11 protein-coding genes are annotated in these 14,855 nt (G+C 55.6%); all 11 read left to right on the top strand.

The window, feature by feature from the left end:
* The first annotated feature begins 37 nt into the window (after nt 1-37).
* On the top strand, nt 38-973 hold the full coding sequence (alsB, locus tag CMQ96_RS16385) for a D-allose transporter substrate-binding protein (RefSeq protein WP_082236831.1): 936 nt from the start codon (nt 38-40) through the stop codon (nt 971-973).
* A 65-nt stretch (nt 974-1,038) separates the two neighbouring features.
* Entirely contained in the window at nt 1,039-2,571 is a 1,533-nt protein-coding gene (gene alsA, locus CMQ96_RS16380; protein WP_024360215.1) for a D-allose ABC transporter ATP-binding protein AlsA, read from the top strand.
* Nucleotides 2,550-3,530 carry a D-allose ABC transporter permease gene (gene alsC, locus CMQ96_RS16375; protein ID WP_004127887.1) on the top strand — a complete coding sequence of 327 codons (981 nt, stop codon included), beginning with the start codon at nt 2,550-2,552 and terminating at the stop codon, nt 3,528-3,530. The genes alsA and alsC overlap by 22 nt, the downstream gene beginning before the upstream one ends.
* Before the next feature lie 10 nt (nt 3,531-3,540).
* Nucleotides 3,541-4,236 (top strand): D-allulose 6-phosphate 3-epimerase, encoded by a 696-nt coding sequence (alsE, locus tag CMQ96_RS16370; protein ID WP_004137478.1) that lies wholly within the window; start codon nt 3,541-3,543, stop codon nt 4,234-4,236.
* Nucleotides 4,220-5,146 carry an allose kinase gene (gene alsK / locus CMQ96_RS16365; protein ID WP_098067030.1) on the top strand — a complete coding sequence of 309 codons (927 nt, stop codon included), beginning with the start codon at nt 4,220-4,222 and terminating at the stop codon, nt 5,144-5,146. Before alsE ends, alsK begins: the two co-directional genes overlap by 17 nt.
* A 282-nt stretch (nt 5,147-5,428) precedes the next feature.
* Entirely contained in the window at nt 5,429-7,414 is a 1,986-nt protein-coding gene (locus CMQ96_RS16360; RefSeq protein WP_098067029.1) for an alkyl/aryl-sulfatase, read from the top strand.
* A 220-nt stretch (nt 7,415-7,634) separates the two neighbouring features.
* Nucleotides 7,635-7,910, top strand: coding sequence for a YtcA family lipoprotein (locus CMQ96_RS16355; protein WP_024360211.1), 276 nt, complete (start codon nt 7,635-7,637; stop codon nt 7,908-7,910).
* A 19-nt stretch (nt 7,911-7,929) separates the two neighbouring features.
* On the top strand, nt 7,930-8,961 hold the full coding sequence (gene mdtN, locus CMQ96_RS16350; protein ID WP_024360210.1) for a multidrug transporter subunit MdtN: 1,032 nt from the start codon (nt 7,930-7,932) through the stop codon (nt 8,959-8,961).
* Nucleotides 8,961-11,003, top strand: a complete 2,043-nt coding sequence (gene mdtO, locus CMQ96_RS16345) for a multidrug efflux transporter permease subunit MdtO (protein WP_098067028.1) — start codon at nt 8,961-8,963, stop codon at nt 11,001-11,003. The genes mdtN and mdtO overlap by 1 nt, the downstream gene beginning before the upstream one ends.
* On the top strand, nt 11,000-12,463 hold the full coding sequence (locus CMQ96_RS16340; protein ID WP_024360208.1) for an MdtP family multidrug efflux transporter outer membrane subunit: 1,464 nt from the start codon (nt 11,000-11,002) through the stop codon (nt 12,461-12,463). The genes mdtO and CMQ96_RS16340 overlap by 4 nt, the downstream gene beginning before the upstream one ends.
* A 198-nt stretch (nt 12,464-12,661) precedes the next feature.
* Nucleotides 12,662-14,809, top strand: coding sequence for a formate dehydrogenase subunit alpha (fdhF, locus tag CMQ96_RS16335; protein WP_077598917.1), 2,148 nt, complete (start codon nt 12,662-12,664; stop codon nt 14,807-14,809).
* Nucleotides 14,810-14,855 lie beyond the last annotated feature (46 nt).

The raw sequence follows: 14,855 nt of genomic DNA, 5'->3' as shown, positions 1-14,855 counted from the left end.
GATCAATATAACTGTATCCTACACTGAGAATACTGCCATGAATAAATATCTGAAAATTTTCAGCGGCACGCTCATGGGCGTAATGTTATCCACCAGCGCCTTTGCCGCCGCCGATTATGCTGTGGTCTTAAAAACCTTATCCAATCCGTTTTGGGTGGATATGAAAAAGGGCATAGAAGACGAAGCCAAAACGTTGGGCGTAAGCGTCGATATTTTTGCCTCCCCTTCCGAAGGCGATTTTCAGTCGCAGCTGCAGCTGTTTGAAGACCTGAGCAACAAAAACTACAAAGGTATCGCCTTTGCGCCCCTCTCCTCGGTAAACCTGGTGATGCCGGTGGCTAAAGCCTGGAAAAAGGGCATCTATCTGGTCAACCTCGATGAAAAAATCGATATGGATAACCTGAAGAAAGCCGGCGGCAACGTCGAGGCTTTCGTCACCACCGATAACGTGGCGGTTGGGGCGAAGGGCGCGGCTTTTATTATCGACAAGCTGGGTGCGGAAGGCGGCGAAGTGGCGATTATCGAAGGTAAAGCCGGTAACGCCTCCGGTGAAGCTCGCCGCAATGGCGCCACCGAAGCCTTCAAAAAAGCGAGCCAGATCAATCTGGTTGCCAGCCAGCCCGCCGACTGGGACCGTATTAAAGCGCTGGACGTCGCCACGAACGTGCTGCAGCGTAACCCGAATGTTAAAGCGATTTACTGCGCCAACGACACCATGGCGATGGGCGTCGCCCAGGCCGTCGCCAACGCGGGTAAAACCGGCAAGGTGCTGGTGGTCGGTACCGACGGTATTCCGGAAGCGCGCAAAATGGTCGAAGCCGGACAGATGACCGCGACTATCGCGCAGAACCCGGCGGATATCGGCGCGACGGGCCTGAAGCTGATGGTCGATGCCGAGAAGAGCGGCAAGGTGATCCCGCTGGATAAAGCCCCGCAGTTTACGCTGGTGGATTCCATTCTGGTGACGAAGTAAGTCTGTAAATCCCCTTTTCCTTTGGGAGAGGGGAATTCACCCAGAGGTAATGAAGGAAATTTTCTATGCTCACGCCATATATTTCAATGGCGGGGATCGGCAAATCCTTTGGCCCGGTTCACGCATTAAAATCGGTTGATTTAACTATTTACCCGCACGAAATACATGCGTTATTAGGGGAAAATGGTGCCGGTAAATCAACGCTGATGAAAGTATTGTCGGGAATCCATGAACCGACCAAAGGCACCATTACCATTAATAATGTCAACTACGACAAGCTGGACCATAAATTAGCGGCCCAGCTCGGCATCGGCATTATTTATCAGGAGCTCAGCGTCATTGATGAATTAACGGTGCTGGAGAATTTATATATTGGCCGTCATCTGACGAAAAAAGTCTGCGGCGTTAACGTCATCGACTGGCGAGAGATGCGCGTGCGGGCGGCAATGATGCTGCTGCGCGTCGGGCTGAAGATCGATTTAGACGAAAAGGTGGCGAATCTCTCCATCAGCCATAAGCAGATGCTGGAAATAGCCAAAACGCTGATGCTCGACGCCAAAGTGCTGATCATGGATGAGCCGACCTCCTCGCTGACCAACAAAGAGGTGGACTATCTGTTCCTGATCATGAACCAGCTGCGTAAAGAGGGCACCGCCATTGTTTATATCTCGCACAAGCTGGCGGAAATACGCCGCATCTGCGACCGCTACACGGTGATGAAAGACGGCAGCAGCGTCTGCAGCGGAATGGTCAGCGAAGTGAATAACGACGACATCGTACGCCTGATGGTCGGTCGCGAGCTGCAAAACCGCTTTAACGCCATGAAAGAGAGCACCGGCAATATCGTCCGCGAGACGGTATTCGAAGTGAAAAACGTTACCAGCCATGACAAGAAAAAGGTACGCGATATCTCGTTTAGCGTGAATCGCGGCGAAATTCTCGGTTTTGCTGGGCTGGTCGGCTCCGGGCGCACGGAGCTCATGGACTGCCTGTTTGGGGTTGATAAACGTAGCGGCGGTGAAATTTATCTCAATGGCAAAGCGATCTCCCCCCGCTCGCCGCTGGACGCCTTAAAAAAAGGGATGGGCTACATCACCGAAAGCCGCCGGGAAAACGGCTTTTTCCCCAATTTTTCCATCGCTCAGAACATGGCGGTCAGCCAGAGCCTGAAGCGCGGCGGCTACAAAGGGGCCATGGGGCTGTTCCGCGAAGGCGACGAACGCAAAACGGCGGAAGAGCAGCGCAAGCTGCTGGCGCTGAAGTGCCATTCGGTCGATCAGAACATCACCGAGCTTTCCGGCGGCAACCAGCAGAAGGTGCTGATTTCCAAATGGCTGTGCTGCAGCCCCGAAGTGATCATTTTTGACGAGCCGACGCGCGGTATCGACGTCGGCGCGAAAGCCGAAATTTATAAAGTGATGCGCCAGCTGGCCGATGACGGAAAAGTCATCCTGATGGTGTCATCCGAACTACCTGAAATTATCGCCGTCTGCGACCGCATTGCCGTGTTCTGCGAAGGGCGACTGACGCAAATCCTGACCAATCGCGACGACTTGAGCGAAGAGGAGATTATGGCATGGGCACTACCACAAGAGTGAAAGGCGATATGGACGAGAAAAAACCGTTTAACTTCGCGCTATTCTGGGATAAATACGGCACTTTTTTTATCCTCGCCATTATCGTCGCGATCTTCGGCACCCTGTCGTCAGAGTACTTTCTGACGACCAACAACATTACGCAGATCTTCGTCCAAAGTTCGGTTACCGTCCTGATCGGCATGGGCGAATTCTTCGCGATCCTCGTCGCCGGGATCGATCTGTCGGTCGGGGCGATCCTCGCGCTCTCCGGGATGGTCACCGCTAAGCTGATGCTGGCGGGCGTCGATCCGTTCCTCGCGGCGCTGATTGGCGGCGTGCTGGTCGGCGGCGCGCTGGGCGCCATCAACGGCTGCCTGGTCAACTGGACCGGCCTGCACCCGTTCATTATCACCCTCGGCACCAACGCTATCTTTCGCGGTATCACCCTGGTGATTTCCGATGCCAACTCGGTATACGGCTTCTCGTTTGATTTCGTTAACTTCTTCGCCGCCACGCCGCTGGGTATACCGGTTCCGGTGATTTTCTCGCTGATTGTGGCGGTGATCCTCTGGTTCCTGACCACCCGCATGCGCGTGGGCCGCAACATCTACGCGCTGGGCGGCAACAAGAACTCCGCTTTCTACTCCGGTATCGACGTCAAATTCCACATGCTGCTGGTGTTCATTATCTCCGGCGTTTGCGCCGGGCTGGCGGGCGTGGTCTCCACCGCGCGTCTCGGGGCGGCGGAACCGCTGGCGGGGATGGGCTTTGAAACCTACGCCATCGCCAGCGCCATCATCGGCGGCACCAGCTTCTTCGGCGGCAAAGGACGCATCTTCTCGGTGGTCATCGGCGGCCTGATTATCGGCACCATCAATAACGGACTGAACATTCTGCAAGTACAAACCTACTACCAGCTGGTGGTAATGGGCGGATTAATCATCGCGGCTGTCGCCCTCGACCGTCTTATCAGTAAGTAAGGAATTTATAATGAAAATTGCTCCCTCTTTAATGTGTATGGATCTGCTGAAATTCAAAGAACAGATCGAGTTTATCGACCAGCACGCAGACTATTTTCACATCGACATTATGGACGGTCATTTTGTACCGAACCTGACCCTGTCGCCGTTTTTCGTCGGCCAGGTGAAAAAGCTGGCCAGCAAGCCGCTGGACTGCCATCTGATGGTCACCCGCCCGCAGGACTACATTAGCCAGCTGGCGCAGGCGGGGGCGGATTTTATCACCCTGCATCCGGAAACGATTAACGGCCAGGCCTTCCGTCTGATCGAAGAGATCCGCCGCCACGGCATGAAGGTCGGGCTGATCCTCAACCCGGAAACCCCGGTCGAGGCCATGAAGTACTACATTCATAAAGCCGACAAAATCACGGTGATGACCGTCGATCCGGGCTTCGCCGGGCAACCGTTTATCCCGGAGATGCTGGAAAAAATCGGCGAACTGAAAGCCTGGCGCGAGCGCGAAGGGCTGAACTACGAGATCGAAATCGATGGCTCCTGCAATAAAGCCACCTATCAAAAACTGATGGCGGCGGGCGCGGACGTCTTTATCGTCGGCACTTCAGGCCTCTTTAATCACGCCGAGAAGATTGAAGATGCGTGGCAGATCATGGTCGAGCAGATCCTGGCGGCGAAACACGAGGTACTGCCTCATGCAAAAACAGCGTAACGTTGTTGCGGGCGTGGATATGGGCGCGACCCATATCCGCCTTTGCCTGCAAACCGCGCAGGGCGAAGCGCTGCACTGCGAAAAGCGGCGCACCGCGGACGTGATTAGCGCCGACGGCCTGGTCAACGGCATTAAAAACCTGTTGCAGCAGCAGCTGCCCCTGCACGACGCCCGTTGCTGCGGGCTGGTGATGGGGTTCCCGGCGCTGGTGGCAAAAGACAAGCGGACGATTATCTCAACGCCCAATCTACCTCTCGCCGCCGACGACCTCTACAACCTGGCCGACCGGCTGGAAGCAGCGCTATGCTGCCCGGTGGAGTTTTCCCGCGATGTGAATCTGCAGCTCTCTTTTGATGTACAGGAGAATGGCCTGCAGGAGCAGGAGGTGCTGGCGGCCTATCTTGGCACCGGTATGGGCTTCGCGGTCTGGCTGAACGGCGGGCCGTGGACCGGCGCGCACGGCGTGGCGGGCGAGCTGGGGCATATTCCGCTGGGCGATGACGCCCTCACCTGCGCCTGCGGCAACCCCGCCTGTCTGGAAACCGTTTGCTCCGGCATTGCGCTCAAGCGCTGGTATGAACAGCAGCCGCGAGCGTACGAGCTGGGCGAACTGTTCGTCCACGCCGAGCAGGAGCCGTTTGTCCAGACGTTGCTAAACCACGCCGCCCGCGCTATCGCCACCAGCGTCAACCTGTTCGATCCCGACGCGGTAATTCTTGGCGGCGGTGTGATGGATATGCCCGCCTTCCCGCGCGATACCTTAATCGCGATGGTCAAAACCTACGTTCGCCGTCCGCTGCCGTATCAGGCCGTACGCTTTATCGCCGCGTCATCATCAGCGTTTAACGGCGCCCAGGGCGCGGCGGCGCTGGCACGCAGCCGTTATTTACCCCTTCCTGTTACAGTATGATATTTAACGTCAGGCCGGATGCCGCTCATATCGGTATCTGGCCCATAATATGACCATAAATCATATGCAGTTAAATGCCCCTGATTTTATAAATCATAATTGAATGTAATAACTTCATTAATCACCCTATCGCAATCCGCACAAATACCTCATAAAAAGAGGTGCCCATCTCACATTTCTTATTCTATAAACATAAAAAAACATCTTATTATGGGAAAGAAATAAAGCAGCCCTTCTTTTAACTAAATAAATTCACAATACAAATGATAAATGGAGATTTATATGAATAACTTGCAGTTATTCCGTTTGAACAGGACTTTTATTGCCATTGCTGTCGCAACAGGGTTATTAGTTAACACCTCTTTTGCGAGCGAAACCGCCCAGCCAGCCACGCAATATACGCAGCAAATTAACCAGCAATATACTCAGTCGCTACCCTTTAACGACCGTCAGGACTTTGATGATGCGCAGCGGGGATTTATCGCCCCGCTTCTCAATCAAGGTATTCTGAAAAATGCTGATGGGAAAACCTATTATCGGGGGGAGGATTATAAATTCGATATCAATGCGCCAGCCCCCGACACGGTGAACCCCAGCCTGTGGCGGCAGTCGCAAATCAACGGTATTTCCGGCCTGTTTAAAGTCACCGAACGCATGTATCAGGTCCGCGGCCAGGATATTTCCAATATTACCTTTATTGAAGGCGATACGGGTATCATCGTTGTTGATCCCCTTGTCAGCCCGGAGGCCGCAAAATCCAGCCTCGACCTCTACTATCAGCATCGCCCGCAAAAACCTATTGTTGCCGTCATCTATACCCATAGCCACACCGATCACTATGGCGGCGTCAAAGGTATCGTCAGCGAAGAGGATGTTAAAACAGGCAAAGTGCAGGTTATTGCTCCAGCCGGGTTTATGGAAGAAGCCATCAGCGAAAACGTGCTGGCCGGGAATATTATGAACCGCCGGGTTCTCTACTCTTATGGTCTGTTGCTACCCCATAACGCTCAGGGCAATATCGGCAACGGTCTGGGCGTCACCATCAGTGCGGGCAACCCAACGATCATCGCCCCGACCAAATCGATAACCAAAACCGGTGAAAAACTGAATATCGATGGCCTGGAATTTGACTTTTTAATGGCGCCGGGCAGCGAGGCGCCATCAGAAATGCACTTCTATATCCCGGCGCTTAAAGCATTATGTACCGCAGAAAATACCACCCATACGCTGCATAACTTCTACACCCTGCGCGGCGCTAAAACGCGCGATACCAGTAAATGGACCGATTACCTGAATGAAACGCTCGATATGTGGGGCAGTCAGGCTGAAGTACTGTTTATGCCGCATACCTGGCCGGTCTGGGGTAACCAGCACATTAACGACTATATCGGCAAATATCGCGACACCATCAAGTATATCCATGACCAGACGCTCCATCTGGCTAATCAGGGCTATACGATGAACGAAATCGGCAACATGATTAAGTTGCCCCCAGCGCTGGAGAATAACTGGGCCAGCCGCGGCTACTATGGTTCCGTAAGCCACAACGCCCGCGCGGTTTATAACTTCTATCTCGGTTACTTTGACGGCAACCCGGCCAACCTCAACCCCTACGGCCAGGTCGATATGGGTAAACGCTACGTCGAAGCGCTGGGCGGCGCAAAACAGGCAATTGAGCTGGCGCAAAAAGCTTATGACAAGGGCGACTATCGCTGGACATCAGAACTGCTCAAGCAGGTGATTGCCGCCGAACCGCAAAACCAGGCGGCAAAAGATCTGCAAGCGAATTCCTTTGAGCAATTGGGTTATCAGGCGGAGTCCGCAACCTGGCGCGGTTTCTACTTAACCGGCGCGAAAGAGCTGCGCGAAGGCGTGCATAAACTCACCCACAATACCTCAAATTCACCCGACACCATCAAGGGTATGACGGTCGAAATGCTGTTTGATTACATGGCAGTCCGTCTGGATAGCGAGAAAGCGGCAGGCAAAAATATCAGCCTGAATTTCAATCTTGATCGAGGCGAAACCCTGAATCTGACGCTGAACAATAGCGTGCTCAACTATCGCCAGGCTTCTCAGCAGAAGCCCGATGCATCCTTCACTATCAGCCGTGCTGACCTGCACGACGTGTTGACCGGCCAGGCCAAAATGGCCGATCTGCTGAAAACAGGGAAAGCCAAAGTCACCGGCGATGCGGCAAAGCTGGATGAAATCTTCTCCACGCTCGATCAATTTGAACTGTGGGTGAATATCGTTACGCCTAATTAATCAGGCTCGCTTCCGGAAATTTCTATTCTTTTCCGGAAGCGAATACATCCATGAGGGAAATATAAACACCTAAAAACAATAAAAAATATAAATAAGTTATGAATGCGGATGATTAATAAAGACATTTCACTCTCAATTAAAAATGGGGATACTGTGACCTCTTTTTCCTGTTTTACATTCACACGGGATATTTTTCGCAATAGACAGGATGTATTTCATTATGCAAACGGTTAAATCCAGTATTGTGATGCAGCTAAAAAATATATGCTGGCTCACTCCGGCCGCATTGTTGACGGGATGTACATTATCTCCGGCAATTCCGGTCATTGGCGCCTATTATCCTGGATGGCTCTTCTGCATTATTGCCGGAGTCATCCTTACGCTCATCACGCGGCGGGTTATTCTGCTCAAATATAAAATGCCAGCGCTTGCAGGCGTTATTTATACCGCCCTCTTTGCTCTCTACTCCATGCTGTTCTGGCTGGTATTTTTCTAACCCCTATTGAGATGCACTCATGGAAAGTTCGTCGAAAAAAATTCCTCGCAATAAATTACCGGCTCTGCTTCTGGTACTACTGGCCGTCGTCGTTTTACTCGTTGTCATCTGGCGGCTGGATAGCGCGCCCGCTACTAACGATGCCTACGCTTCAGCGGATACGATTGATGTGGTTCCGGAAGTCAGCGGCCGCATTGTCGAACTGGCGGTTAGCGATAACCAGCAGGTCAAGCAGGGCGATCTGCTGTTTCGCATCGATCCCCGAACCTATGAAATGAACCTGGCGAAAGCCGAAGCTTCTCTTGCCGCGCTGGATAAACAGATTATGCTCACCCAGCGCAGCGTAGACGCGCAAAAATATGGCGCTGACTCCGTTCAGGCGACGGTCGCCAAAGCCCGCGCGGCGGCCAAACAGGCCAGCGATACCCTGCGCCGCACCGAGCCATTGCTCAAGGAAGGTTTTGTTTCCGCAGAGGATGTCGATCGCGCCAGAACGGCGCAGCGCGCCGCCGCAGCCGACCTTAATGCGGTATTGCTCCAGGCGCAACAGGCCGCCAGCGCGGTCAGCGGCATCGATGCGCTGGTTGCCCAGCGAGTCGCCGTTGAAGCAGATATCGCGCTCACTAAACTACATCTTGAAATGGCGACGGTTCGCGCACCGTTCGATGGACGGGTGGTCGCATTAAAAACCTCCATCGGCCAGTTTGCCTCCGCTATGCGTCCGCTCTTTACCCTGATTGATACCCGCCACTGGTACGTCATCGCCAACTTCCGCGAAACGGAGTTGAAAAACATCCACACCGGTACACCCGCGACTATTCGTCTGATGAGCGACAGCGGCAAAACCTTCGCCGGTAAAGTCGATTCCGTCGGCTACGGCGTACTGCCTGACGACGGCGGTCTGGTGCTGGGCGGTCTGCCGCGGGTTTCCCGTTCGATTAACTGGGTTCGCGTGGCCCAGCGCTTCCCGGTAAAAATCATGGTGGATAAACCCGACGCAGAGATGTTCCGCATCGGCGCATCGGCGGTCGCCACTCTCGAGCCGCAATGATGAACGCGCTTAATTACCTGCCGCTGCCGCTGGTCAAAGCGCTGGCTTTTTTTCGCGAGGAATTAAGCGAAGAGCGCCCCGGCAGAGTGCCGCAAACCATGCAGCTTTGGGTTGGCTGCCTGCTGGTGGTGCTGATCTCAATGACCTTCGAGATCCCCTTTCTGGCGCTTTCGCTGGCGGTGCTGTTTTACGGTATCCAGTCCAACGCCTTCTATACCAAATTCGTGGCGATCCTGTTCGTGGTGGCCACGGCGATGGAAATCGGCAGCTTATTTCTGATCTACAAATGGTCTTATAGCTATCCGCTCGTGCGGCTGATCGTCGCTGGCGTAATTTTGCTGGGCTGTATGTTTATGATGCGCGCCCATCGCCTGGGGCTGGTCTTCTTCGCCGTGGCGATTGTTTCAATCTACGGGCAATCTTTCCCCGGAATGCTCGATTACCCCGAAGTCGTCGTTCGTCTGACGCTATGGTGTATCGTCGTGGGACTCTACCCGACGCTGCTGATGGTACTGATCGGCGTCCTGTGGTTTCCCGCCCGCGCGGCGGATCAGATGCGCGCAGCCCTGTGCGCGCGGCTTGATGACGCCGCCAGCCGCCTGACGCAATCCGCCGAACCGCTACCTGAAAAGCGCATTGAACAGGAAGCGTTAGAGCTGCAAAAACTGAACGTCTTCTGTATGGCCGATGATGCCGACTGGCGAGCAAGAAGCGCATGGTGGCAAACCTGCGTCACGACGGTGACCTACCTTTACGCCACGCTGAACCGCTACGACGCCGCCGCCTTTGCCAAAAATCAGACAATCGATTCTCTACGGCAAAAGCTGCAAAGCGAAATCGCCGCCCTGAAAAACGCCATTAGCGACGGGGAGACCTGGCATAGCGAGTGGCAACTGAGCGCTGAAGAGACCGCTGCGGCACGCGAATGCGGGCTGGAGAATGCCTGTCAGATTCTGCGACAGCTGGGTCAAATGGACCCGGACACGCCGCCCACGCCTGCAACCAAACCACCCTCCATGGCGCCGGATGCTTTCACTAATCCGAACTATATTCGTTACGCCCTGAAAACGCTGCTGGCGTGCATGATCTGCTACGTCTTTTATTCCGGCGTCGATTGGGAAGGGATTCACACCTGCATGCTGACCTGCATCATCGTCGCTAACCCCAATCTCGGCTCGTCGTATCAGAAAATGACCCTGCGCTTCGGCGGCGCATTCTGCGGCGCGGTTCTCGCCCTGCTGATGACCATTTTTGTGATGCCATGGCTGGATAATATCGTTGAACTGCTGCTGGTGCTGGCGCCGGTTTTTCTCATCGCTTCATGGATCGCCACCGGCTCAGAACGCTCTTCATACATCGGTACGCAAATGGTGGTCACCTTCGCGCTGGCGACGCTGGAAAATGCCTTCGGTCCGATTTACGACCTGGCGGAAATCCGCGATCGCGCCTTCGGTATTATGATTGGCATCGTCGTTTCAGCGGTGCTTTACACCTTTATCTGGCCGGAAAGCGAAGCGAAAACTCTGCCGCAAAAGCTGGCGGGCGCGCTGGGTCTGCTTGGCAAATTGCTCCGCGTTCCGCGCCAGCAGGAAGCCGCCGCTCAGCGAACCTATCTGCAACTGCGCGTCGGCGTTCATGCGGCGTTGAATAGCTGCGAAGAGATCTGCGAGCGGGTGGCGCTGGAGCGCCAGCTTGACGATGACCAGCGTCTGCTGCTGGTGAAACGTAGCCAGGCGGTTATTCAGCAGGGGCGCGAAATCCTCTACGCCTGGGATGCCGCCTGGAATGACGCCCAGGCGCTGGATAATTCGCTATTGCAGGAGCGGGCCGGGCGTTTTGCCGATGCCCTGGAAAAATACGCCGCCGGGCTGGCCGCCGCAGCCAGCACGCCCCCGGTCATCGAGCTTATCGACACCGCCATTTCACCCACGCTATATCAACAGGAGCAACGCGTCATGCAGCAAATGGCCCGTTTACCGGACTGGACTCGCCCGGCGCTGACGCCAGCCGAAGAGCAAGTGCAAGGAGCCGCTCAACTATGACCCGTAACCTTTCACGCTTACTACTCTGCGGCCTGCTCGGTAGCGCTACGGCGCTTTCCGGCTGCGCGCTGGTGCGCAAAGATTCCACGCCGCATCAACAGCTGCAGCCAGAGCAGATTAAGCTGGCCAGCGATATCCATCTCGCCAGCCAGGGATGGCCGCAGGCGCAGTGGTGGCGTCAGTTCAATGACCCGCAGCTGGACGCCTTAATTCAGCGCTCGCTTTCCGGGTCACACACGCTTGCCGAAGCGAAACTGCGTGAAGAAAAAGCGCAATCGCAGGCCGATCTGCTGGAAGCCGGTACGCAGCTTCAGGTTGCCGCCATGGGGATGCTCAACCGCCAGCGCGTTTCGACCAATGGTTTCCTTGGCCCGTTCGCCGACCAATCCGACAGTCGGCTCATGCCGATGGACGGCCCCTACTATACCGAGGGCACCGTTGGGCTGCTCGCCGGTCTGGATCTGGATTTATGGGGCGTCCACCGTTCTGCCGTTGCTGCGGCTATCGGCGCGCAAAACGCCGCCGTCGCCGAGACAGCCACCGTAGAGCTGGCGATCTCCACCGGCGTCGCTCAGCTTTACTACAGCATGCAGGCCAGCTATCAGATGCTCGACCTGTTGCAACAAACCCGCGAAGTCATTGAGTATGCGGTAGAAGCGCACCAGAGTAAGGTTGCCCATGGCCTGGAGGCGCAGGTGCCTTATCACGGCGCCCGAGCGCAGGTGCTGGCGGTCGATAAACAGATCGCCGCGGTAAAAGGGCAGATCGTCGAAACTCGTGAAACTCTGCGCGCCCTGATCGGCGCGGGGGCTGGCGATCTCCCTGCGATCAAGCCCGTATCTCTGCCGCGGGTGCAAACCGGTATTCCAGCTACGCTCTCCTACGATTTGCTGGCCCGACGTCCGGATCTACAGGCTATGCGCTGGTATGTCCAGGCTTCGCTGAATCAGGTGAACGCCGCGCGCGCCCTGTTCTACCCGAGCTTTGATATCAAAGCGTTCTTCGGCGTCGATTCCATTCACCTGGATAAACTGTTCGAAAACCGCAGCAAGCAGATCAACTTTATTCCTGGCCTGACGCTGCCGCTGTTTGATGGCGGACGCCTGAATGCGAACCTTGAGAGCACCCGCGCCTCCAGCAACATGCTGATTGAGCGCTATAACCAGTCGGTGCTCGACGCCGTGCGCGATGTCGCTATCAACGGCACGCGCCTGCAAACGCTGAACGATGAGCGCACAATGCAGGCTGAGCGGGTCAGCGCTTTCCGCTACACCCAAGCCGCCGCCGAAGCGGCCTATAAACGCGGGCTTAGCAGCCGTTTGCTGGCGACCGAAGCCAGACTGCCGGTGCTGGCGGAAGAGATGTCGTTACTGATACTCGATTCCCGGCGTGTAGTTCAGAGTATTCAGCTGATCAAAACGCTGGGCGGCGGCTACCAGGCGCCGGTAGCCAAAAAATAACCCTCACGCCGCGTGACGTCCGTCGCGCGGTATTTTCATCGACACGTCAAAACTGACGATAGCCTGCTTTTCGTCATCATTTCGCCCAAAAAAACGACGTATTATCAGTCGATACCCACAATGAAAACATGGCATAGAAGATGCATATTGATGGCGCGATAGCGCGTGTGCGCCAATTGATTAACTGGAGCAAGACCGATGAAAAAAGTCGTCACGGTTTGCCCGTATTGCGCATCAGGTTGCAAAATTAACCTGGTGGTCGATAACGGCAAAATCGTCCGGGCTGAGGCGGCACAGGGGAAAACCAACCAGGGTACCCTGTGTCTGAAAGGCTATTATGGCTGGGACTTTATTAACGATACCCAGATCCTGACCCCGCGCCTAAAAACCCCCATGATCCGTCGCCAGCGCGGCGGCAAACTGGAATCCGTCTCCTGGGATGAGGCGCTCGACTACGTCGCCACTCGTCTCAGCGCCATTAAAGAGAAGTATGGCCCGGACGCGATTCAGACTACCGGTTCGTCCCGTGGGACGGGTAATGAAACCAACTATGTGATGCAAAAATTCGCGCGCGCCGTTATTGGTACCAATAACGTTGACTGCTGCGCTCGCGTCTGACACGGCCCTTCGGTTGCAGGTCTGCACCAATCGGTCGGTAACGGCGCTATGAGTAATGCCATCACCGAGATCGACAACACCGACCTCGTGTTTATCTTCGGGTACAACCCGGCAGATTCACACCCTATTGTGGCGAATCACGTGATTAACGCCAAACGCAATGGGGCGAAAATCATCGTCTGCGATCCGCGTAAAATCGAAACTGCGCGCATCGCCGATATGCACATTGCGCTGAAAAACGGCTCGAACATCGCGCTGCTCAACGCCATCGGGCATGTCATTATCGAAGAGGATCTCTACGATAAATCCTTCGTCGCCAGCCGTTCCGAGGGCTTCGAAGAGTATCGCAAAATCGTCGAAGGCTATACGCCGGAGTCGGTGGAAGAGATTACCGGCGTCAGCGCTCAGGAGATCCGCGCCTGCGCCCGCATGTACGCCAACGCGAAGTCCGCCGCGATCCTGTGGGGGATGGGCGTGACCCAGTTCTATCAGGGCGTGGAGACCGTGCGTTCGCTGACCAGCCTGGCGATCCTGACCGGCAACCTCGGCAAGCCGAGCGTCGGCGTTAACCCGGTACGTGGCCAGAACAACGTTCAGGGCGCCTGCGATATGGGCGCGCTGCCGGATACCTATCCGGGCTATCAGTACGTCAAGTTCCCGGAAAATCGCGAGAAGTTCGCCAAAGCCTGGGGCGTTGAAAGCCTGCCGGAACATACCGGCTATCGCATCAGCGAGCTGCCGCACCGCGCGGCGCACGGCGAAGTGCGGGCAGCGTACATCATGGGGGAAGATCCACTCCAGACCGACGCCGAGCTGTCCGCCGTGCGTAAGGCTTTCGACGATCTGGAACTGGTTATCGTCCAGGATATTTTCATGACCAAAACCGCCTCAGCGGCCGACGTCATCCTGCCGTCCACCTCGTGGGGCGAGCATGAAGGCGTCTATACCGCAGCGGACCGCGGCTTCCAGCGCTTCTTTAAAGCGGTAGAGCCGAAGTGGGACCTGAAAACCGACTGGCAGATCATCAGCGAAATCGCCACCCGTATGGGCTATAAGATGCACTACAACAACACCCAGGAGATCTGGGACGAGTTGCGTCATCTGTGCCCGGATTTCTACGGCGCTACCTACGAGAAAATGGGCGAGCTGGGCTACGTGATGTGGCCATGCCGCGATGAGTCCGACGCTGACCAGGGGACCTCTTATCTGTTTAAAGAGAAGTTTGATACCCCGAACGGTCTGGCGCAGTTCTTCACCTGCGACTGGGTCGCGCCGATTGACAAGCTCACCGACGAGTATCCGATGGTGCTGTCGACGGTGCGTGAAGTCGGCCACTACTCGTGTCGTTCGATGACCGGCAACTGTGCGGCGCTGGCCGCGCTGGCGGATGAACCGGGCTACGCGCAGATCAACACCGCCGATGCCGAGCGTTTAGGCATTGAGGATGAAGCGCTGGTGTGGGTGAACTCGCGTAAAGGCAAAATCATCACCCGCGCGCAGGTCAGCGATCGCCCAAATAAAGGGGCGGTTTATATGACCTACCAGTGGTGGATTGGCGCCTGTAACGAGCTGGTTTCCGAGAACCTGAGCCCGATAACCAAAACCCCGGAGTACAAGTACTGCGCCGTCAACATTGAGCCGATTGCCGACCAGCGGGCCGCCGAGCAGTACGTGATTGACGAGTACAACAAGCTGAAAACCCGTCTGCGCGAAAGCGCGCTGGGCTAATCAGGCCGCCTCCCCGGAGGCGGCGCTTCGCACCTGTCCGGGCTAC

The sequence above is a fragment of the Klebsiella sp. MBT K-1 genome (assembly GCF_002556465.1).
Classification (GTDB): Bacteria; Pseudomonadota; Gammaproteobacteria; order Enterobacterales; family Enterobacteriaceae; genus Klebsiella; species Klebsiella grimontii.
The sequence above is the reverse complement of the archived record's forward strand: the minus strand, read 5'-3'. Positions and strand labels throughout refer to the sequence as shown.

Bases quoted from the DNA above. Each gene is read 5' to 3' on its own strand.
- alsB (WP_082236831.1), top strand. From the start codon at position 38: ATGAATAAATATCTGAAAATTTTCAGCGGCACGCTCATGGGCGTAATG.
- alsA (WP_024360215.1), top strand. From the start codon at position 1,039: ATGCTCACGCCATATATTTCAATGGCGGGGATCGGCAAATCCTTTGGC.
- alsC (WP_004127887.1), top strand. From the start codon at position 2,550: ATGGGCACTACCACAAGAGTGAAAGGCGATATGGACGAGAAAAAACCG.
- alsE (WP_004137478.1), top strand. From the start codon at position 3,541: ATGAAAATTGCTCCCTCTTTAATGTGTATGGATCTGCTGAAATTCAAA.
- alsK (WP_098067030.1), top strand. From the start codon at position 4,220: ATGCAAAAACAGCGTAACGTTGTTGCGGGCGTGGATATGGGCGCGACC.
- CMQ96_RS16360 (WP_098067029.1), top strand. From the start codon at position 5,429: ATGAATAACTTGCAGTTATTCCGTTTGAACAGGACTTTTATTGCCATT.
- CMQ96_RS16355 (WP_024360211.1), top strand. From the start codon at position 7,635: ATGCAAACGGTTAAATCCAGTATTGTGATGCAGCTAAAAAATATATGC.
- mdtN (WP_024360210.1), top strand. From the start codon at position 7,930: ATGGAAAGTTCGTCGAAAAAAATTCCTCGCAATAAATTACCGGCTCTG.
- mdtO (WP_098067028.1), top strand. From the start codon at position 8,961: ATGAACGCGCTTAATTACCTGCCGCTGCCGCTGGTCAAAGCGCTGGCT.
- CMQ96_RS16340 (WP_024360208.1), top strand. From the start codon at position 11,000: ATGACCCGTAACCTTTCACGCTTACTACTCTGCGGCCTGCTCGGTAGC.